The following is a 22,447-nucleotide window of genomic DNA, read 5'->3' on the forward strand; positions in this document are numbered from 1 at the left end:
GTACTGGATATAAAAATGGCTTAACCAAAATGAGCTAAGCCATCTTTAAAATTTAAAACCAATGACGAAAAATTTTAGTCATTCATTAAGATTTTTGATTTGCTACAAACTTGGCGCGTGCTGCATGCAGTTTTTTATAGCTGTCAATTAAACGTAGATGACGGTCCAGCCCTTCAAGCTGCATGTTGGTTTCGGTCAAACCATAGAAACGAACTGTGCCTTCGATTGAACCGAGAACGGCATCCATACGGGCATCACCAAACATACGACGGAAGTTGTGTTCATAATCTTCCAGTTCCATTTCATCATCCAGAATGACTTCCAGAACGACATTCATGCACTGGTAGAACAAGCCACGTTCAACGGTATTGGTATTGAACTGCAGGAACTGCTCAACCAGATCTTTGGCTTCTTCAAATTGCTGCAAAGCCACATAAATTAGAAGTTTCAGTTCCAGAATCGTCAGTTGACCCCATTCAGTATTTTCATCGAACTCGATACCGATCAAGGTTTTGATTTCGGTATAGTCATCCTCATCTGCTTCTTCCAGACGCTCAACCAGTGCTTCCAGTTGTTCATCATCCAGACGGTGCAGATTCAGGATATCTTCACGGTAGAGCAAAGCCTTGTTGGTATTGTCCCAAACCAGATCTTCTACCAGATAAATTTCCGAATAGCCCGGTACCAGAATACGGCAAGCTATTGCACCTAGATGCTGATACACCGCCATATAAACTTCATGGCCCATGTCTTCCAGAATTGTGAATAATTCCTGAGCTTCATCCGCATTCGAGTTTTGACCGTTATTAGTGAAATCCCACTCGATAAAATCATAATCTGATTTCGCGCTGAAGAAACGCCAAGACACCACACCGCTTGAGTCAATAAAATGTTCGACGAAGTTATTCGGTTCAGTTACTGCATTGCTGCTAAAAGTTGGTTTTGGCAGATCATTCAGACCTTCAAAACTACGGCCTTGTAAAAGTTCAGTCAGACTGCGTTCTGATGCTACTTCAAAGTTAGGATGGGCACCGAATGAGGCAAATACACCGCCGGTACGCGGGTTCATCAAGGTAACGCACATGACCGGGAACTGACCGCCTAGTGAAGCATCTTTGACCAGAACCGGGAAGCCCTGTTCTTCCAGACCTTTAATGCCTTCAACAATTTTTGGATATTTTGCCAGAACATGTTCAGGCACATCCGGTAGTGCCAGTTCACCTTCCAGAATTTCGCGTTTTACCCCACGTTCGAAAATTTCAGAAAGACATTGTACTTGCGCTTCAGCCAAGGTATTGCCGGCACTCATCCCGTTACTTAAGTAAAGGTTTTCGATCAGATTCGACGGGAAATAAACGGTTTCACCATCAGACTGACGTACAAATGGCAATGAACAGATGCCACGTGCTTTATTACCAGAGTTGGTGTCGTAAAGATGGATACCCAATAATTCATCTTCAGGATCATAAATTTCACGGGTATGTTCATCTAAAACTTCTGCAGGTAGTTCGCCATTTGGACCTGGCTGGAACCATTTTTCATCTGGATAATGCACAAATTCGGCATTGGCAATATCCTCACCCCAGAACTGGTCGTTATAGAAAAAGTTGCAATTCAGACGCTCAATAAATTCGCCCAAGGCAGATGCCAGCGCACTTTCTTTGGTCGAACCCTTACCATTGGTAAAGCACATTGGTGACTGCGCATCACGGATATGTAGCGACCACACATTCGGCACGATATTACGCCAAGACGCGATTTCAATCTTCATGCCAAGGCCTGCCAGAATGGCAGACATATTGGCAATCGTTTCTTCCAGCGGAAGGTCCTTACCCGGAATGAAAGTCGTATGGTCAGAAGCCAGACTTGGCATTAACAAGGCCTGAGCATCTGCATCGATACTTTCTACTTCTTCAATGACAAATTCAGGACCGGTTTGAATTACTTTTTTGACGGTACAACGGTCGATCGAACGTAAAATTCCCTGGCGGTCTTTTTCAGAAATATCAGCCGGTAGTTCCACCTGAATTTTAAAAATCTGTTTATATCGGTTTTCAGGATCAACGATATTGTTTTGAGATAGGCGGATATTGTCGGTCGGAATATCACGTGCCGCGCAATAGACTTTGACAAAATAAGCCGCACATAAAGCTGAAGATGCCAGAAAATAATCGAATGGGCCGGGTGCCGAACCATCGCCTTTATAGCGGATCGGCTGATCGGCGATTACCGTGAAGTCATCGAACTTGGCTTCCTGACGAAGATTATCGAGATAATTGACCTTAATTTCCATGTGGATACCTAAATATTCTTATGTGCCGTCACGGACAGATAAGATGCTGAATCTGAATATACAAGCCGGTTCACGGAGGAGAACTTGAATGAAAAATAGAAAATGGTCAGGTTATACCATTTGACGAAGTGTCTGGATAACGCTGCCGAGAATGGGCGCTATTATAGAATTATTTTATGAAATTGATAATATTTGTCTGAAATTCTGGCAGATTAAACCAGATCCTCAGTCTTTCCTGAGCTGCCGGAGCATGAATCAACTTCAAGTCATGGCTTATACTATTAATCAAAGTTGCAGATAAGGCAGATTTTCACCCGCCTAGTCTGAATGATTTCATAATTTTAAAAATCATAACTCAGTGCAAATACTGCAAGATTACGCTGCTTGTCATCATAGCGGTCATAACCGCCAAAGATATATTCACCTGACATACTCAACTGCGGTAAAAGCGCATAACTGAGTCCGGCAGAAGCATAACGAAAGGCAAACTGCTTTTCGGTATCGCCCAGTTCACCGCCCTCATATTTGCCTTCATCGTTAAAATAGCTTCCTGCTGCTGTAATGCTGGCATTCAGGCGATCATTCAACTGATGATTCAGGTTAAGCGTATAAAAAGTATCGCCCTGATTGGCATAAGCCACATCATACAGATAGGTCGATACACTGGCGCCAATACTGGTCTGATCATTCAATGCACGACTTATATTTAAACCCAGCTCATTTCCGGTAGTATGCTTGCCGCCCGGATAATAATAGGTTGCGTTCCATAGATCCCAATCATAATTTTCGCTGCTATGGGTATAACCCAGCAGAAAGTTATGCTCGAATTTGTCTGAACGATGTCCCTGACGCCCCTGCACTTCTGCATAAGAGTATCCAAGCGTAGATCCCCAATATCCGACATAAAAATTACCATAAGCCAGATTCAATGCAGCCTGTACAGCAACATCATCATTTTCAGGCGCATTGGTCAAACCGCGGGAGACGTATTTGGAGACCACACTCAAGTTTCCGCTTGCTTCTATTTGTTTTACTTCCGCATCATCGGCATAACAGTAAAAACTTGAAACAGCAGCACAGCCAAACAGCACTGTTTGATTGAATATTTTCATAAAATATAAATGTATTAAGTAAAGCGGAGATAAAACCGAAAGCAGTCGAGGTTTTATCTCCGCTTTGGGACAAAATTGAAATTCGCTTTACTCCTGCTTTGCTAGGCGGCAGGAATAAAACCATAATTTAAGCGCGAGGCGCCTTGTAAAAAGGTGCAGATGAAGGCGCAAGAGCAGGTTTGCCACGAATATGGTCTGCCAGTTTTTCAGCGATCATAATCGTAGTTGCATTGAGGTTACCGGTAATGATCAAAGGCATAATCGAGGCGTCAATCACACGCAACCCCTGCATTTCATGTACGCGTCCATAACCATCGACAACCGCCATGTCATCCTCACCCATTTTACAGCTACATGATGGATGATACGCGGTTTCTGCATGATTACGAACAAATTCATCAATTTCAGCATCTGTTTGTAGATGTTTTCCCGGACTGATTTCTTCACCACGATAGGGATCCAATGCCGGCTGATGCATAATTTCCCGGGTAATGCGGATGGCATCGCGGAATTCACGCCAGTCCTGCTCGGTACTCATATAATTAAACAGAATACTTGGATGCTCAAACGGGTCTTTGGATTTCAGACGAACACGGCCACGTGACGGCGAACGCATAGAGCCCACATGAGCCTGGAAGCCATGTTCATGAATGGCATTGGTGCCATTATAATTAATCGCTACAGGCAGGAAATGATACTGGATATTAGGCCAGTCAAATTCGTCTGAAGAGCGGATAAAACCACCGGCTTCAAACTGGTTACTGGCCCCAATACCTTTACCTAAAAATAACCATTCAGCGCCAATCATCGGCTGGTTATACCACTTGAGTGCCGGATATAAGCTAACCGGTTTTTTGCACTTATATTGCAGGTACATTTCCAGATGGTCCTGCAGGTTTTCACCCACGCCTGGCAAATCCTGAACCACAGGAATATCCAAACTTTTTAACAGTTCAGCCGGACCCACACCGGAGCGTTGCAGGATTTGCGGCGAGGCAATTGCACCTGCACATAGCAATACTTCACGATCTGCAAAGACCTGAATCGGCTGTAAAGTATTTTGTCCTTCAAAATATTCCACACCAATTGCCTGATTACGATTAAACAGAATCCGGTTGGTCATGGCGTGGGTAATAATCGTAAGATTATCCCGGCCTTTGGCCATATCCAGATAACCACGTGCTGTACTGGAACGACGGCCTTGCGGCGTTACGGTACGGTCCATCGGCCCAAAGCCTTCCTGCTGATAGCCATTCAGGTCATCAGTACGTGGATAACCGGCCTGTACACCGGCCTCGACCATGGCATGGAACAGTTCATTATTCCCATTTTTAGGTGTTGCGACCGAAACCGGTCCAGAATCACCATGATAATCATTGCCGCCAATATCGCGCGTTTCAGCTTTTTTATAATACGGCAGACATTCAGCATAGCTCCAGTGTTCTAGCCCCTTCAGGCTGGCCCACTGTTCAAGATCCATAGCATTACCGCGAATGTAACACATGCCGTTAATTAATGAAGAACCGCCCAGCCCCTTGCCGCGCCCGCACTCCATACGACGGTTATTCATATGTGGTTCAGGATCGGTCAGATAGGCCCAGTTATAACGGCGTCCCTGTAATGGATAAGCCAATGCAGCCGGCATTTGTGTTCTGAAGTCTAGACGGTAATCCGGCCCACCCGCTTCCAGCAGCAGGACTTTCACATCCGGATCTTCAGTTAAACGCGCTGCGAGCACATTTCCTGCCGAACCTGCACCGATAATAATATAGTCGTAATTCATCCAATCCTCCCTTATGCGCTAAATACAGACTGGAAAGGACTGAGTTCGACCTGAACTGACTTGGTCTGGGTATATTGCTGTAGCGTGACAATACCGTTTTCGCGACCGACACCCGAATGTTTATAACCACCAACTGGCATTTCTGCAGGAGATTCGCCCCAGGTATTAATCCAGCAAATACCGGCTTCGATTTGATGAATAATATGATGCGCACGTGCTAGATTCGGCGTCACGACACCAGCTGCCAAACCATATTCAGTATCATTGGCACGACGAATCACTTCTTCTTCTGAGTCATAACTCAGAATACTCATGACCGGACCAAAGATTTCGTCACGGACAATCGTCATGTCGTCACGGCAATCGGTAAATACCGTTGGTAGCACATAAGCGCCTTGGGCAAACTGCTCATCTTCAGCACGGCCGCCACCACACAATAAGCGTGCACCTTCGATCTTGCCCTGTTCAATATAATCCAGCACTTTTTCCATATGAGAGAAGCTGGAAACTGGACCAAAATTGGTTTCAGGATCGAGTGGGTCCCCCATCCGGATATAAGGAATACGCTGCAGAATCTTTTCTTCGAATTCGGCTTTCAAAGCTAAAGGTACAAATACGCGGGTACCATTGGTACAGACCTGACCAGAACTGTAGAAGTTAGCCATCATGGCTATATCTGCCGCCAGATCCAGATCGGCATCTTCACAGATAATCAGCGGAGATTTTCCGCCCAGCTCCATAGTGACTTCTTTCAGACTGGAATTCGCAGCTTGGGCCATGACTTTTTTGCCGGTCGCGACACCACCGGTAAATGAAACTTTGGCAATATCAGGATGCGAAGTCAGATAACCACCAATTTCACCACTGCCGGTAACCACATTAAAGACACCATGCGGCACACCTGCTTCAGTATAAATTTCTGCCAGTTTTAATGCAGTTAAAGGCGTCACTTCACTAGCTTTAAAGATCATGGCATTGCCTGCTGCCAGTGCAGGTGCAGATTTCCATAAGGCAATTTGAACCGGATAATTCCATGCACCAATCCCGGCAACCACACCCAAAGGTTCACGGCGAGTATAAACAAACGAACTGCTTCTGAGCGGGATTTGCTGGCCTTCTAATGCTGGCAAAATACCTGCATAGTATTCGAGTACATCTGCACCTGTCGCAATATCGACGGTGGATGTTTCACTGAAAGCTTTACCACTGTCGAGACTTTCTAAACGCGCCAGCTCGTCATTACGTTCACGGAGGATGGCAACAGCCTTGTTCAAAATACGGGAACGTTGAATCGCCGTCATTTCTGCCCAGACTTTTTGTCCTTGTTGTGCCGATTCAACAGCGCGATCGATATCATCTTGTGTACATACCTGCACGTCTGCCAGAACTTCGCCAGTTGCAGGATTAATCGTTTGAAACGTGCTATTGGACGTTGCATCGACATATTGTCCATGAATATAAGGACGTTGCAGTTTGAATGTTGTCAATGGAATTTCCTCGCAGGTGGGTTATTTGAGTTGTTGCCGGATATATTCACTACACAGTTCAATCGGCAGTTCTGGGTCAATTTTGCCATTTACCAAAGCACCTCTTAACCAGAATCCATCAATCAATGCTGCCAAACCTTGAGCGGCTTTCTCTGCCTGGTCTTTATTCAACTTTTTCATGAATTCATATTTAAGGTTGGAATGTAAGCGGTAATGATTGATCTGCTGTAACCGATGTAACTCAGGTTGATGCAAACTGCTAGCCCAGAACGCCAACCAGACTTTCATGGCCGCCTTGTCGGTTTGTGGAGCAGCAAAATTACCACGTACGATCGCCAGTAAGCGCTGCTCCGGTAAGTCATCAACCTGTATCTTTATCTGTGCAACAGATTTACCCAATTGCTGCAATAAGTAACGCATTGTGGCTTCAATCAAGCCATTTTTACCTCGAAAGTAATGACTTATGATGCCGGTTGAGACACCTGCTCTTTGGGCAATCTGACTAATTGAAGCTTCTGCAAAACCTAGCTCATTCACTGCAGCTAAGGTGGCATCGATCAGTTGCTGACGACGGATCGGTTGCATACCAACTTTGGGCATAGGACTAACCTGAATAACGGATGTAACAATAAAAAATCACTCTGCTAAAGCAAATAGCTGAATGATGTAACAATTCATAAACGCTTTTTTAATTGAACGTTCAATTAATAAAAATTATAGTGCCAGCTCACCCTTGATGTACAGCGCAGTTTGTTTTGGATTTGCAAAAGTTTGTAATTCACGAAAACAAGGAAGCTTTACTGCAGGCTTTTGCTTTTAAATCACACTGCACTGTAGATCATCCGGCAACAAAACGATGGTTAGAGATTTATGCAAAAGAAAAATGAAGAGAAGCAAGATAGTCTGAATAAAGTGGTTTTTTATTTTTCGGCGACGCTTATTCTGCTGTTTTCTATCATTACCATTTTATTTAATGAACAAGCCAATCAAGTCATTATCAATATCTTAAACTGGGTCAGTCGTACCTTTAGCTGGTATTATCTGCTGGCGGCAACGCTGTATCTGGTTTTTATCGTCTTTATCGCCTGCTCACGTTATGGCGAAATCAAACTTGGACCGAAACATTCTAAACCTGAATTCAGCCTGCTGAGTTGGTCGGCGATGCTATTTTCTGCCGGAATCGGGATTGACCTGATGTTTTTCTCGGTGGCGGAACCGCTTTCCCATTATATGAATCCGCCTGTAGGCGAAGGTGAAACCTTTGAAGCTGCACGCCAATCCATGGTGTGGACCCTATTTCACTACGGTTTAACCGGCTGGAGTATGTATGCGCTGATTGGGGTCGCCCTAGGTTATTTCAGTTACCGCTACAATTTACCGCTAACGATCCGATCGGCACTTTATCCGATCTTTGGTAAAAAAATTAATGGTCCAATTGGCCATACGGTTGATACCGCTGCGGTACTCGGCACGATTTTCGGGATTGCCACCACCTGCGGGATTGGCGTTGTGCAATTAAATTACGGCCTACATGTGCTATTTGATTTACCAGAAAATATCTGGATTCAAACTGCACTCATCGCTGTTGCCGTGATTATTACTATTATTTCAGTCACTGCCGGTGTCAATAAAGGCATCCGAATCCTGTCTGAAATTAACATCTATGTATCAATTGGGCTGCTGCTATTTATTCTGTTTGTAGGCAATACCGAATTTTTATTAGCAGCCTTGATTCAGAATTTTGGTGACTATATCAGTCAGTTCCCAAAACTCTCTTTAACCAGTTTTCCTTTTGAACAACCGAAAGAATGGATGAATAGCTGGACCCTGTTCTTCTGGGCATGGTGGATCGCCTGGTCACCTTTTGTTGGTCTGTTCCTGGCCCGTATTTCCCGTGGTCGTACCATTCGCGAATTTGTCACCGGGACTTTGGTTATTCCTCTGTTATTTACCCTGACCTGGTTGTCTATTTTCGGTAACAGTGCTTTATACAGCGTGATTTTCGATGGTAATACTCAACTTGCTACGACAGTTTTAGAAAATCCGGCACATGGTTTTTATGATCTGCTGGCGCAGTATCCAGGCTTTACCTTTACTGCAGGTGTCGCCACTATTACCGGCTTGCTGTTCTATGTGACCTCAGCGGATTCAGGGGCATTGGTATTGGGAAATTTCACGACCAAATTCACTAATATTGAGCATGATTCACCGCGCTGGCTCAGTGTGTTCTGGGCCATTGCCATCGGTTTGCTGACTTTGGCAATGCTCATGGCGAATGGCGTGACAGCATTACAGAACACCACAATTATTATGGGTCTGCCTTTTAGTTTCGTCATTTTCTTTGTGATGGCGGGACTCTATAAGTCCTTGCGTCTGGAGGATTTTCGTCAGGCAAGCACCAGCCTGAATGCGGCACCTGTGGTCGGTAATGTGGATATTTTGAACTGGAAGAAGCGTCTGAGCCGGGTCATGCTGCATCCAAGCCTGTCCCAGACGCGGACCATGCTGGACAATGTTTGCAAACCAGCCATTGAGGCCGTTGCAACCGAGTTAATTGACAAAGGTATTCAAGTCAATATTCAGGAAAAATCGCTGGAGGAAGAACCTGAACTGTATCATCTGGATCTGACCATTCAGCTCGATGAAGAAGAAAACTTTGTCTACGAAATATGGCCGGTACGCTATGACACGCCAAATTTCAGTTCACGTGGTAAACGAACCAAACGTTATTACTATCGTCTGGAAAGTTATCTGTTTGAAGGCTCTCAGGGAAACGATCTGGTCGGTTACAGTAAGGAACAGGTGATCAATGACATCCTGGATAAATATGAACGCCATATGATGTATCTACATATTAACCGTATTAGCCCAGGTAAACGTCCGCTGTTCCCGGATCGTGAAATCTAGGATCTCTCAACTACGTAAGGACTCAATGATGTCAGAAAGTTTGAATGCATTTGCCCTGTTTTTCTCCCTGCTCAATCCTTTTCTGATGAGTATTTATATGCTCGGAATTATCCGTAATTCCGACGCAAAAATATTCAACATGGCATTGATTCAGGGCAGTCTGATCAGCTTTATTGTGTTCATCATTTTTGCAAAAACCGGTGAAGCCTTCTTTAATGAATTCTTGCATGTACGGTTTGAGTCCTTCCAGATTTTTGGCGGTATTATCTTTTTGGTGATTGGCTATCGTTATGTCTTTGAAGGTGCTGATACGATTGGCGTGATGCGTGGAGCGCCCAGTCATCTGGCGGGCACGATTGCCATGCCGTTTATGATTGGTCCGGGCACCATTTCGGCATCTGTGATCACCGGTATACAGCTCAGTTTAATGCAAACCATTCTGGTGATTTTCTTTACCCTGTTTCTGACTTGTAGTCTGCTGATCCTGATGAAATACCTGCATGATCATTTACAGCACAAGTATTCAAACTATATTGACCTGTATGTCGATATTGTAGGTCGTGTTGCAGCGCTTTTAATCGGTACCATTGCCATCGATATGATCGTGACAGGTATTACAGGAATATTAGAAACCTGATAAATCCTTTCTATCGATAAATATAAAGAGCGGGAAATATCCCGCTCTTTTTTTAATTTTTAAATAATTAAAATTTAAATGACACACCGGCATAAGTAGAGAAACCTTCACCAGGCGAAGAACGAGCTTCATCTTTCCCACCGTCGTTAAGGCCTGGAATCACGACCGCAGCATATTTCTCATCCGTGATATTTTTAAAGTTGATCCAGGTTTTCCATGATTGATGTTCTGGTGCATAACCCACATCAATGCCCCAGATCTGATAGTCGTCACTGAATTGGCTATTAGCATAATCATGCGCCATTTTAGATGCATATTCAGTATTCAGACCAATATAGAGGCCATTATTTAAAGCATAACTCAGTTGAGCCTGATACAGATGTTTTGGAATCCCCGGTAACTGGTTCTTGCCAAACAATGGATCATTTTTGTACTGGAAATCGCTAAGGGTATAAGCCTGTTGCAGACGCAGTTCGCCATATTGGGATTCATGCAATGGCGTATCTAGACTTAGCTCCACCCCTTGATGAATCGTTGGCGTGGCATTCGATTCAACAGCAATTGGCTCTGAAGGTCGATTCGATCCATCTTCATAGGTTTTAATCATTTCAGAGGTTAACAGTTCATTTTTCACTTTGGAATAATAATAACTCAGTGCCCAATCTCCAAAGCCTGATTGTCCACGTCCACCCAGTTCAAAGCTATTGGCGGTTTGCGTGTCCAAATAGATTGGCGCGCGCACCCGGCCAGAAGCGACACCACTGTCAAAATAATACGGTGAAGACCAAGCCATCGCCCAAGGATGTGCTGGCTCAATGCTGCGGCTTAAATTGGCAAACCATTGCACAGACTCATTCGGCTGATAGGTCAAACCAAGTCGTGGTGCAAAATTCCATTCATAACGGCTGACTTCAGGACTCGCCACAGGATAAGTTACTTCACTTTCCCGATGGGTATACACCGCTGCCAGTCCCAAATCTAATTTGAACTGATCATTTAATGTGGTTTCCTGATCAAATTGCAGGACGTTGTCTGAACCACGATAGGTATAGCGGCGGGTAACTGTGTCTACCGGATACGTTTGATTACCAATTTCTGTATTAAATCTTAAAGTTTCAGTAACCCCACTGTCCGGACGATGAGTCGTGCTGCGCAAGGCAATACGCCCCTGATGCTCCAGACCTAGAAACTGGTAAGGTTTTTCATACTGGAAGCGCGCTGTAATATCTTCATAATCGACATTGGTACGATAACTGCTTTCACGTAAATCCAGCGGATAATGATGATAAGCTAGACTGCCAGTCAGTTTTGCATCATCCTGTAAATTCCAGGTCGTGGTATTGGCCAGCCAAGTACTGCCCGGCTGAATCCGTTTGGCATCTACCGCTAAATTAAAGCTATTCGCTGCTTCAGGATCATTTTTGAGCTGTTCTTGTGTAATCCGTCCTGGAGTTAAATGCTTGCTCTCACGGTAACGAGCATAAAAACGGGTTTCGATATCCGGACTGATCTGATAGCCCAAATTAAAAGCCAGACCCTTACCATCGCCTTCAGCATGATCCTGAATTCCATCAAACTGGGTACTCGTCAGCGCCAGATAATAATCCATCTGATCCAGCTTTCGGCCGGTACTAAACTGATATTTTTGATAACCATGGCTGCCCATTTCATATTTGAGTTCAGAGCCATCCTGATCTGCGCCGGTCTTGGTTCTATAGTTGATTGTTCCACCTAGGGCCAGTCCGCCTTGCTTAAAGCCATTGGCTCCGCGATAAACCCCGACATGATCAATCCACCAGGGTTCTAGCAGTTCATACGCTGTGCCGCCCGGTCCGGTAAATGGAATATCGTCAATCAGGACGTGCGTACCGGATGCGTGTGCACCTGAAGTCCGGTTGATTCCTGAACCACGGATTGAGACTTTTGCACCTTCATTTCCTGCAGACTGGGCATAAATTCCTGGCTGTAAACGGAACACATCGGCTGTGGTCGCAAGTCGCTGCTGTTCTAACTGCTGCTCGCCAATAAAATTCGTTCCTCCTGAAACCTGAGCCAGCTCTTTCTGATATTGCTGCTGCGGATTGGCATTTTGCTCAGCGCTGATCACAATGGTATTCAGCTGTTGAACGTTGCCCGGTTCTACGGCAGTTTCAGCATAAAGATGACCTGAGACAATCGACAGAATCATGAGGCTCAGCGGGCTTTTCTTGAGAGGAATTTTTGTCATGTGCATGGCGATTTTATACAGTCCTGTATAAGTGATTCCGTTTTATGAGAGGAAATCAGTTTAAAAATTATGCTGTAGCATAGATCAACATTGTTATTTTCAGGAGTTATTTTCTGCCAAAAAATTGACTGATTAGCAAATGTTTTTTCATTTTCTTTAATCTTTTTATTAAAAAACAACTTGCAAGATCAGAACCACATCGTCATAAGTTCCAAGAACTTAATTTTTAAATAATTGATATTTAATAATATGATATTTAATTCTGCACATATGTATTTCCACTTGGCAAAATGTAATACTTGTCAAAAATTATGATCGAATAAACCAGTTCTTTAATTTCTAAAGTTGACAGAAGTTGTATATTTTCTGACTCGAAGTAGACAAAATTAACCTCATCATCTTATAGAAAAATTGAAATTACTAAGACAGAAACTGTTAATCTTTAAAAACCCTGACGATGCAGGATTTTCAAAGATAACGGACTAAATATATTTAACTATCCACAAATTAGCTGTAATAGACCTGTCTTTTCTTGGAAAACCGATCCAGCTGTTTCAAGAAGCCTTCAAAATAATCTTTCTGCTTTTCTTCTGTGCGATAGCCGGCGTATAAAGTTCGACGTAAGCCTTCAGGTGCCACACAGTCGAGGCGGCGTGAAGTGACCCAGCCTTTCTGCTCATATTCATTTACCACCCAATCAGGTAATGCACCAATCCCGCGACCACTTGCCACCAGCTGAATCAGCATTTGGGTCAAATCTGTGGTGCGAATGTCTTTTGGTAGAATATTAGCGGGAATAAACAGACGCGACATAATGTCCAAACGGTGTTTATCCACCGGATAAGTTACCAGCGTTTCTTCAGCAAGCTCCTGAACAGTAATCTCTTTCGCACGTACCAGTGGATGGGTATTGGATAAAACCAAGCGTGATTCGTATTCGAAAATCGGGAAATATTCAATGCCTTTAAGCGCAATTGGATCAGCCGTAATCAGTAGATCAAACTCTCCGGTTTGTAATAATTCATGCGGATTCGATTCAAAACCTGAAGCAAAGTCCAGGTCTACATCCGGATATTGCATCCGGTATTGATTGAGTAGTGGCATCAACCAGTCAAAACAGCTATGACATTCAGAGGAGAAAACTATTCGTCCGGTCTGGCCATGCACAATACGGCTGATATCGCTCTGTGCAATTTGAACTTGCGGTAATATTTCATCTGCCAGTTTTAACAACCGCTCCCCAACATTTGAAAAACTTACGGGACGACTACGCCGATTCACTACTTCAACCCCGAACCATTGGTCGAGTTCACGTAGCTGATGTGACAAGGCTGATGGGGTTAAACATAAATCACTTGCTGCTGCAACCAGAGAACCATGCTCCCGCAGAGCAGTTAAAGTTCTTAAATGGCGGAGTTCTATCATGGAAAATACCGGAAATTTCAAAAGACGGATGACACTTAATTTGTCTTAAGCATAACCCATTTCTCTTATTTTATTTAGTTTTTCTCATTTTTAAATCATAATAATGAGATATATTCACCTATTGGGTTTGTAGGTTTGAATTGCTATTCCCTTAATTTTTATTAATTTAATTTAATTTTATTGATTAAATTAATTTTATTAAATTTGTCTATAAAATAGCGCTTAAATTTACAGCAGCAACAAGATAGAAAACTAACTTCGGTATAAAAGTCACAGAATAATTTTGCTCAATTCATACAATAAAAAGTAGAAAATATTTTAGAGGATGAAAGACTATGTCCAATCCAACCGACCGAAATGATGATGAACTCACTGAAGAGCAACTTGATCCGCAAGAAAAACAGGATCGCGAGATCCAGCGAGGTCAATTAGGTCTTCATGATCCACAGCGACAACGTGATCAACTGCGTCAGGAAAGACAGGACGAAGAACAGAATCAATAAATTTTTCAAGGATTCAAAAATACAAAAACTCCCCGTTCTTAAAAATGGATGGGGAGTTTTTTTTCAGTATTAAAAAGTTAGGGACTAGTTTTCGCATCACAACATCTTATACATCTGATCTAACCTGAACAGCTCACCTTCTTGGATGAGTGCTGTTTTACTATTTCGCTTCTGTAGAGGCTTTTGCTTGTAGGGGCTGCGCCTGTGTTTCTGCCGTTTTTTTCTTGGCCTGAATTTGTGCCGCTATTTCCTGATTTTTCTCAGCAAAACGCAAGCCACCATCTCCGGCGAGACTTGTTTGGCTCATCACCATGCTGCTGCCCAAGATTAAAATCAGCTTAAAAAATTGATTTTTCATGTCTCATCTGCCTTTTTATTCTAATGGTATTAAAAATAAGCAATTATTATTCCAATGTTTTTATGCTTATTTAGTTTTTTGACTGCACTTTCTATTTTATAGGGATAATCTTCGAAAATACAAAGTCAATCATCGTAAAAATATAAAAATCTGCAATAAGAATAAATAGATATTTTGACTACATCTCAGCTTAAATCACTATTGATTTTTTATTTAAATCAAAAAAATCGTTCAACAGCTTATTTGGATTATTTTCATTGGCTAAAATATAGTGCAAATACCCAGAGCAATAACAAAAACAGAATCGCTGTGCAGGATTTCCAGAAAGTGACTGGATGCTTTTCAAGCATAGGACGTGAAACTGATTTTTTAAATTTGAGATCTGGGTGTTTCAGATCATATATAAAGGCTGAAAGTGCTTCATAGCGCTGCTCCGGGCGAATGGAAAGCGCTTTTTTAAAGATGGCGTCCAAGCCATGCGGCAGATCCGGTCGATACTCATAGAGTGGATGATATCGAACCTGTTTTAAGTCCTTTTCGGTCTTACAGCGCGCAAGGTCTGTCCCATAAGGTAATTGTCGGGTCAATAAATAATAACTCATCACCGCCAGCGAGAACTGATCTGATTTTACTGATGGGGAGCATCCAATAAAATATTCAGGTGCCATAAAGGCCAAGGTTCCCAAAGGAACATCTGCATGTTTGGGATTCAGTTCAACCAGACCTCTGACCGCAGTCGATCCATAATCAATCAGTTTCACTTTCAAGGTATCGGCTGGTTCGAGCAGCATGACATTTTCTGGTCGTACATCCTGGTGCAGCATTTCAAGACGGTGCATGGCATTCAATGCTTTGGCCACCTGCTCAATGATCGGAAGCAACTGCTGTAAAGTTAAAGCAGTTTTATGACGGTGCAGCCATCGGTTTAGGCTTTCCCCTTGTAAATATTCATAACTTTGAAATAAAAACTTCTTGCTGCCCTTATGTGGATAGCATTGCAGCAGATTTTCATGTTTTAAGCGTTTCGATACCCAGTCTTCCAGCTGAAATTGTTCTACGGCTTTGAGATCATCCTGCACATCGACAGACAAGGTTTTAATGACCAACTGATTTTGTGTCGCTTCATCATGCGCCAAATAGAGGCTGCTGCGATGATTTTGGTGCAGGATTTTATCAATCCGATAACCTTCAAACAGATCACCATGACTCAGCTGTTGCGGAAATAAAACATGGCTCTTGATATGAAAGGATTCCTCCTCAGGCAACTGTTCCACTTTAATGATTTGAATGGTGAGATTGTCATCACTACCCCGCTTTAAAGCCAGCTCGACTATAGACTTGGCAATAATATCCAGATGTTGTTGCTGCTCGACCATATTCGAGATGAGTTGAATATCTATGAATTCATAGACACCATCTGTCATCAAGATAAAGAAATCATCTTCACATAATTCAAGCTGCTGATAATCGACATCGATACGATGGTCGGCACCCAGTGCACGACTTAAATAATGTTCTGTTGATGACAGGCAAACACGGTGATCAGCCGTCAACTGTTCAATGGCTTGTGCCTGAATGCGATAAATCCGGCTATCGCCAGCATGAAAGATATGTGCCCTGTTTTTTTTCAAAATCAGTGCACTAAAGGTGCAGACATAACCCTGGTCTTTATCAAAACGCCCGCGGCTTTGCTGGGTTTGTGCATAGAGCCAGGAATTAGTCGCACGAATAACCCGTGCCGCTGAAGTTTGAGTACTCCATGCATCCGAAGTCGAATAATAATCCGATAAAAAACTGCTGACTGCAGTTTCTGCTGCAATATGGCTGACATTGCTGCTACTGATCCCGTCTGCAATTGCACAGGCAATGCCCTTACTGCTAAGCGCGTGGCCTTCAGGAATATAGACCCCATGGAAATCCTGATTCTGTGCTTTGATTCCAGCGGAAGAATATTGCCCGATGCTGATCTTTAATTTTTTATTCATTTTAAATACTCAAAAAGGGATCGAATTGATCCCTTTAATCTCAAGGCATAAATCATCATGCTCAGATTAGAATTCTTTTTTATCGCCAGTACGTACATGCGTGGTATAGAGCGCCAGACCTGTCAGTGCCAGACCACCCACTAAATTACCCAGTGCCACCGGTAATTCATTCCACAAGAAATAGTCTGTAATCGAGAAATCACCGCCCATCATCATGGCAAATGGGAAGAGGAACATATTTACTACTGAATGCTCAAAGCCCATGGCGAAAAACAGCATGATTGGCATCCACATCGCGATGAATTTGCCACTGACCGTGGTTGACATCATGGCACCAATTACACCGAGTGATACCATCCAGTTACACAGCATGCCGCGGATAAAAATCGTCATCCAGCCAGCAAAACCATATTCGGCATAGCCCAAAGTCCGGTCTTCCCCAATATGGGCGATTTTCACCCCGACCGCATTCGGTTCAGCGGCGAAACCCATGGTATAGACTGCGGCCATCAACACTGCCACGGTTAAACATCCGGCAAAGTTACCTAAAAAAACCAGTCCCCAGTTTTTTAAAATACGTGACCACGTTACCCCAGGACGTTTGTCTAACCAGGCTAATGGAGTCAATACAAATACCCCGGTCAGCAGGTCATAGCCTAATAGATATAACATGCAGAAACCGACTGGAAATAGCAGCGCACCGATCAGTGGCACCCCTGTTTGTACCGCAATCGTCACGGCAAATACTGCTGCCAGTGCCAGAATTGCACCTGCCATAAACGCACGAATTAAAACATCACGCGTTGCCATATGAAGTTTTGCCTCACCGGCATCGACCACTTTTTTTGCAAACTCTGCAGGAGCAAGATAAGCCATATTTTTATCCCCTTTATATAAATTACTTGCCTGTTTGCAAATAAAAAACGCCTAAGGTCTATTTCAACCCTAGGCGTCTTTGCCTTGCATTATTCAAACAGATCAATTGTGTTATGGCGCCGTTGCCATATTTAATATAGATTAAAGCAAATAGCATGCCATATATTTTAAATGTCTAATGAAAATCATATAAATTATTTTAAAATTTAATCCTAATAATTATATTGGCACAATCTCTGCATTATCTATAACGGTCATTTTTTAAATATAGCTATTGGAGAAGATTATGATTAGCCATCGTCAACAAGTGACAGACATGATTATTTCAGCGAAAGTTTTAAAGTCTATTACATGGGCAGATGTCGCTGAAACAATAGGCCTTTCTAAAGAATGGGTGACAGCCGCATGTTTGGGTCAGATGGCTTTTAATAAGGAACAGGCGGAAAAAATTGGTGAAATATTTGGATTGACTGATGAAGCCATTGCCTGGCTGCAAATCGTACCCTATAAAGGTTCTCTGCCAACCAGTGTGCCGACAGATCCGCTGATTTATCGCTGGTATGAGGTTGTCAGCGTTTATGGTATGACCATTAAAGAACTGATCCATGAAGAATTTGGTGATGGAATTATGAGTGCAATTGATTTCAATATGGATATTCAACGTGAGAATAATCCAAACGGAGATCGGGTGAATGTCGTATTATCCGGAAAGTTTTTACCTTATAAAACTTATTAATCCCCCACTATAAGCATAAAAGCCATTATTAAAATGGCTTTTATTTTATCTGCACTTATTAAATTTATTTAGAATGATTATTAAAAGACATATAATTTTTTTCATCTCAAATTAAACATATAAACTATAAATGCTTTTTATTTTTATTAGATGAATTCAACCGTCCTGTTCTTTTTAAATAATACTTTTCTATTCTGAATATTGGGTTCATTATTTTATTATTGAGTTAGCAAAAACAACAAAAAGGATAGCAATATCCTTTTTGTTGATTCATTTTAAATCAGGAATGTAGTGTTATTGCTGTGCTTCTGCCAGATGACGTTCAGTCACGGCCTGTTCATATAAACGCTGTTCTTTTTCTTTATGCTCGACAGAGAAGCGGATCATCAACACACAACTTGCAGCAATCACCACCAAGCCACCCAGTACCATCAGGGTGGTTTGAATATCCAGCATGCCTTTTAACAGGAAACCTGCAGCTACCGCGCCGACATTGCCACCTGCTCCAATAATACCGGCCACACCACCCAAGGCATCACGGTCGATAAAAGGCACCAGTGCATAGGTTGCACCACATGCCATATGAGTAAACAAGGCAAATATAGTCATCGCCATAATAGCCAAGGTCGCGCTATTCATTTGCGAAAACAGAATAAGAAACAGACCTTCCAGCATGATCAAGGCAAACAGAACTTTGGTTCGACCATCCAGACCTTTTTGAATCGCGACTTTATCCGAAACAATGCCACCCAAGGCACGGGCAAACAATGCCAGTAAACCAAAAATTCCGGCAGCCATGCCTGCCTCTTTTAAGCCAAACTGGAAGTTGTCGACAAAGTACAAAGCAATAATGTTATGGATAAAAATTTCAATACCAAAACAGGCTGCATAAGCGCCAAACAGAATCCACACACGGTAGTTACGTGCGGCATGCATTAAGATGGCAAGGCCGCCTTTTTTATCGCTACCGACAGAAATACCTTGAGCACGGAGTTCTTTAAAATTACCTTGTGGACAGTCTTGTGTGAATTTCCAGTACAGTATCCCGACAATGATCATCAGAATACCTGGAACCAGAAGCGCAATTCTCCAACCCATTGCCTGTTCTACACCGAACATCACCAAAGCAGCCAGCATTAACGGCATCAGGGCTTGAGTCGCACCGCCACCGGCATTCCCCCAACCTGCTGTAGTTGCATTTGCCGTTCCCACCACATTTGGCGCAAACATGATACTGGTATGATATTGAGTAATCACGAAGCTGGCACCGATGGCGCCAATCAATAAACGGAAAAACAAGAAAGATTCATAACTGTTGGCCGACGCCACACCAAACACCGGAATACTGCCAATAATCAGTAAGGCGGTATAGGTTTTACGCGGACCGTATTTATCACACAACGGCCCCACGATCAGACGCACCAGAATTGTAATAGCGACTGCGGCAATATTGATATTGGCGATCTGCTCTTTGGTCAGGCTGAATTCACCGGCAATGACAGGCATTAAGGGTGCACAGGCAAACCACGCAAAGAAACAGACAAAAAAAGCGAGCCAACTCATATGGAAGGCCCGCATCGCTGAACTACTGAAGTTAAATAGACTTATTTTTGTTGCTTTATTGAGACTTGTATTTGAAGACATAGCCATTTCCTTACCAGAACTGAACGTATTTAAGTCACTGTGATGCACAAGGCATATCAGTAACGATCAGAACGGACGTCATTGGCCGTCATACAAATGTTGAGTCTTCTTTGACTTTAATCAGATATATGCATAGGTCATGCCAGATTATTTTTAACATAAAATAAACTATTCTTTTATATAAAATAATTTTTATTTCACTTTCAAATTTAGACTTTTCTTTCTTAAAAATAGAGAGAAAAATAGATATCTTCTGAGAAATTATGAGCAAAACAGCGATAGGATGACCTGCCCGGAGTCATTGCTGGTTTAAATCGGTGCAGGGCTGGATCAAATAATTTTTCCCTTTTCAAAATGCAGCAGTTGTGCCTGTAAATACGCCACTTCATCTACATGATGAGTCACATAAATTATGGGTAAATCTGTTTGATGAATCACAATTTTCAGAAAAGGTAAAATCTGGTTTTTCAGCTTTTGATCCAGTCCATTTAAAGGCTCATCCAAAAGTAATAGGTCGGGAGAAGATAAAAGTGCACGACCGATAGAAACGCGCTGTGCCTGTCCACCAGAAAGCTGATGCGCCCGATGCCGAAGCAGAGCCTTTAATTCGAGTAGCTCCACAATGTCTTCAAACATAAATTTCTGCTGACCTTTATTTTTTATATTTAGCTGTTCTGCATATTTTAAATTCTGCATGACATTCAGATGCGGAAACAGCAAGGCTTGCTGAAAAATCAGGGCAATTTTTCTTTGATGAACAGGAATATTCAGTTTCTGCTGATGATCAAATAATATTTTTTGCTGGAAATGAATAAAGCCTTGTGAAGGTCTTAATAGCCCTGCAATATTTTTTAAAAAGGTGCTTTTTCCACTTCCTGATGCTCCGACGATACCAATCAACTGCGTCTGCATATCCAGACTGGCCTGTAGCTGGAAATTTGCGTAATTAAACTGAAAATCACACTTCAGCATCTTAGCCCTCCAATTTACGTTGATACTTCTGCATAATCCAGTAATTTGCAATCAAGGCTGAAAAAGCCAGAATCAGAGATAAAATGACCAAACGCATAGCCATACTTTCTCCATCAGGCTGTTGTAATAGGCTATAAATGGCGATGGGAATCGTGCGGGTTTCTTCTGGAATATTGCCAACAAAGGTAATGGTGGCACCAAATTCTCCCAGACTGCGGCTGAAACATAAAATGCTACCGATTAAAATTCCAGGCAAAGCCAGAGGCAGGCTAATGCTACAGAATACCCGCCATGGTGCAGCGCCTAGAGATCCTGCCACCTGTTCTAATTGCCGGTTGATCATTTGAAAAGACAAACGAATCGGTTGTACCATTAAAGGAAATGCCACAATGATTGCTGCCAGTACCGCACCTTTCCAGTTAAATATCAGCTGAATTCCCCATGCATGCAGATATTGCCCTAACATCCCCTGATGACCAAACAGCAGGAGCAGAAGATACCCCAGTACCACCGGCGGTAGCACCATGGGCATCTGCAATATCGCCTCTACAAGAAATTTGGCCCTGAATTCATAACGCGCCAGTAACCATGCTACGGCGATAGCAAATGGCAGACACACCGCTGTGGCAAAGCCCGCTACTTTGGCTGAAAGCGCTAAGGCACTCAGTTCTTCTGGTGTAAGCATGAGCAGTTAGCCTACCTTAAGCTTAAAACCATATTTCTGGAAAATCTGCCTGGCCCTTGGACTCGTCTGGATAAATTCAGAAAATTGGACTGCTGCCTGATTTTTCTGGCCCTGCCGGGTTAAAGCGATTGGATACACAATCGGACGATGTGTACTGGCTGGAAATACTCCTGAAATTTTAACTTTTTTACTCATCAAGGCATCAGTTCTATACACAATGCCGACCTGACATTCGCCACGTTCTACAAAAGCCAAGGTTGAACGAACGCTATCCGTACCGACTATTCTGCCCCGAAGCGGATTCAACCACCCTAGCCGGGTTAAGCTTTGCTTGGCATATTTTCCGGCAGGCACCGATTCCATTTGTCCGGTACATAGATAGCCTTGAAAGGCTTTAGCAAGATTAAAGTCGGCTGACATTTTAAAATGATTTTTTTGCTGAATAGGACTAATCAATACGAGTTCATTCAAAAGCAAAGGTCGAATCTGACCGATCTGAATTTTTTGTTTCTTGATCAGATCATTCATCCAGTCCAGGTCTGCAGAGAAAAATAGATCACTGCTGGCTCCCGCCGCAATTTGTTTCGCCAATACCGAAGACGCAGCAAAAACCGGAACGATCTGGATGTCCCGATGCTGTTGCTCATATAGTCTGGAAATATCAGTAATCGCATTGGTCAGGCTGGCTGCGGCATATATTTTAACTGTTTCGGCATACAGCATGGGGCTAGTCAACAGCACGCCAGTGAGTAGAACTTTGAGTAAATCCATCTTTCTCATTCTATGTGATTCGAATATTGAGAATTGCGACAGGCAT

Annotated in this window: 18 protein-coding genes; 4 read left to right on the forward strand and 14 right to left on the reverse strand. The window is 42.9% G+C overall.

What is annotated here, in order from left to right; translation table 11 throughout:
- Window positions 1-85: 85 nt before the first annotated feature.
- The 5 genes from ACP7AK_RS02670 to betI form a co-directional block, all read right to left on the reverse strand.
- Entirely contained in the window at window positions 86-2,293 is a 2,208-nt protein-coding gene (locus tag ACP7AK_RS02670) for an OsmC domain/YcaO domain-containing protein (protein ID WP_425878433.1), read from the reverse strand.
- Between the two features lie 341 nt (window positions 2,294-2,634).
- A complete protein-coding gene (locus ACP7AK_RS02675) occupies window positions 2,635-3,405 on the reverse strand; it encodes a hypothetical protein (RefSeq protein ID WP_425878435.1) in 771 nt (256 codons plus the stop codon).
- A 127-nt stretch (window positions 3,406-3,532) separates the two neighbouring features.
- Window positions 3,533-5,188, reverse strand: a complete 1,656-nt coding sequence (gene betA / locus ACP7AK_RS02680) for a choline dehydrogenase (protein WP_336755013.1) — start codon at window positions 5,186-5,188, stop codon at window positions 3,533-3,535.
- Between the two features lie 11 nt (window positions 5,189-5,199).
- The gene (gene betB / locus ACP7AK_RS02685) at window positions 5,200-6,675 is read right to left on the reverse strand and encodes a betaine-aldehyde dehydrogenase (RefSeq protein WP_425878437.1); all 1,476 of its coding nucleotides are present in this window, start codon (window positions 6,673-6,675) and stop codon (window positions 5,200-5,202) included.
- 21 nt (window positions 6,676-6,696) lie between these two features.
- Window positions 6,697-7,275, reverse strand: coding sequence for a transcriptional regulator BetI (betI, locus tag ACP7AK_RS02690; RefSeq protein ID WP_425878439.1), 579 nt, complete (start codon window positions 7,273-7,275; stop codon window positions 6,697-6,699).
- Window positions 7,276-7,545: 270 nt separating this feature from the next.
- Between betI and ACP7AK_RS02695 the strand changes: the two genes are divergently transcribed.
- Both ACP7AK_RS02695 and ACP7AK_RS02700 read left to right on the forward strand, forming a co-directional pair.
- Window positions 7,546-9,582, forward strand: a complete 2,037-nt coding sequence (locus ACP7AK_RS02695) for a choline transporter (protein ID WP_311204735.1) — start codon at window positions 7,546-7,548, stop codon at window positions 9,580-9,582.
- Between the two features lie 25 nt (window positions 9,583-9,607).
- Complete coding sequence (locus ACP7AK_RS02700; RefSeq protein ID WP_425878441.1) at window positions 9,608-10,219, forward strand: MarC family protein; 612 nt, start codon at window positions 9,608-9,610, stop codon at window positions 10,217-10,219.
- A gap of 67 nt (window positions 10,220-10,286) precedes the next feature.
- On the opposite strand, the gene ACP7AK_RS02705 is transcribed toward ACP7AK_RS02700, so the two are convergent.
- Both ACP7AK_RS02705 and ACP7AK_RS02710 read right to left on the reverse strand, forming a co-directional pair.
- The gene (locus ACP7AK_RS02705; protein ID WP_425878443.1) at window positions 10,287-12,452 is read right to left on the reverse strand and encodes a TonB-dependent receptor family protein; all 2,166 of its coding nucleotides are present in this window, start codon (window positions 12,450-12,452) and stop codon (window positions 10,287-10,289) included.
- 501 nt (window positions 12,453-12,953) lie between these two features.
- Complete coding sequence (locus ACP7AK_RS02710) at window positions 12,954-13,871, reverse strand: LysR family transcriptional regulator (RefSeq protein ID WP_253114407.1); 918 nt, start codon at window positions 13,869-13,871, stop codon at window positions 12,954-12,956.
- A gap of 335 nt (window positions 13,872-14,206) precedes the next feature.
- Between ACP7AK_RS02710 and ACP7AK_RS02715 the strand changes: the two genes are divergently transcribed.
- Window positions 14,207-14,374 carry a hypothetical protein gene (locus ACP7AK_RS02715; RefSeq protein WP_005100295.1) on the forward strand — a complete coding sequence of 56 codons (168 nt, stop codon included), beginning with the start codon at window positions 14,207-14,209 and terminating at the stop codon, window positions 14,372-14,374.
- 160 nt (window positions 14,375-14,534) lie between these two features.
- Here the strand turns inward: ACP7AK_RS02715 and ACP7AK_RS02720 are convergent, their stop codons facing one another.
- From ACP7AK_RS02720 to ACP7AK_RS02730, 3 genes are all read right to left on the reverse strand, one after another.
- Complete coding sequence (locus ACP7AK_RS02720; protein ID WP_005100292.1) at window positions 14,535-14,732, reverse strand: hypothetical protein; 198 nt, start codon at window positions 14,730-14,732, stop codon at window positions 14,535-14,537.
- 254 nt (window positions 14,733-14,986) lie between these two features.
- The gene (locus ACP7AK_RS02725; RefSeq protein WP_425878446.1) at window positions 14,987-16,717 is read right to left on the reverse strand and encodes a protein kinase domain-containing protein; all 1,731 of its coding nucleotides are present in this window, start codon (window positions 16,715-16,717) and stop codon (window positions 14,987-14,989) included.
- Window positions 16,718-16,783: 66 nt separating this feature from the next.
- Window positions 16,784-17,593, reverse strand: coding sequence for a formate/nitrite transporter family protein (locus tag ACP7AK_RS02730; RefSeq protein WP_004646987.1), 810 nt, complete (start codon window positions 17,591-17,593; stop codon window positions 16,784-16,786).
- Between the two features lie 286 nt (window positions 17,594-17,879).
- Between ACP7AK_RS02730 and cynS the strand changes: the two genes are divergently transcribed.
- Window positions 17,880-18,329 carry a cyanase gene (cynS, locus tag ACP7AK_RS02735; RefSeq protein WP_004646988.1) on the forward strand — a complete coding sequence of 150 codons (450 nt, stop codon included), beginning with the start codon at window positions 17,880-17,882 and terminating at the stop codon, window positions 18,327-18,329.
- Between the two features lie 294 nt (window positions 18,330-18,623).
- Here cynS and ACP7AK_RS02740 read toward each other — a convergent pair whose 3' ends face one another.
- The 4 genes from ACP7AK_RS02740 to modA all read right to left on the reverse strand — a co-directional run bounded on the left by ACP7AK_RS02740 (window position 18,624) and on the right by modA (window position 22,401).
- Window positions 18,624-19,973 (reverse strand): MFS transporter, encoded by a 1,350-nt coding sequence (locus ACP7AK_RS02740; protein ID WP_004646990.1) that lies wholly within the window; start codon window positions 19,971-19,973, stop codon window positions 18,624-18,626.
- Between the two features lie 330 nt (window positions 19,974-20,303).
- On the reverse strand, window positions 20,304-20,945 hold the full coding sequence (locus ACP7AK_RS02745) for an ATP-binding cassette domain-containing protein (protein WP_425878450.1): 642 nt from the start codon (window positions 20,943-20,945) through the stop codon (window positions 20,304-20,306).
- A 1-nt stretch (window position 20,946) separates the two neighbouring features.
- Entirely contained in the window at window positions 20,947-21,630 is a 684-nt protein-coding gene (gene modB, locus ACP7AK_RS02750; RefSeq protein WP_004646992.1) for a molybdate ABC transporter permease subunit, read from the reverse strand.
- A 6-nt stretch (window positions 21,631-21,636) separates the two neighbouring features.
- Complete coding sequence (gene modA, locus ACP7AK_RS02755) at window positions 21,637-22,401, reverse strand: molybdate ABC transporter substrate-binding protein (RefSeq protein ID WP_425878452.1); 765 nt, start codon at window positions 22,399-22,401, stop codon at window positions 21,637-21,639.
- Between the last annotated feature and the right edge of the window lie 46 nt (window positions 22,402-22,447).

The sequence above is a fragment of the Acinetobacter sp. TWP2-2-3 genome (assembly GCF_049896445.1).
Taxonomy (GTDB): Bacteria; Pseudomonadota; Gammaproteobacteria; order Pseudomonadales; family Moraxellaceae; genus Acinetobacter.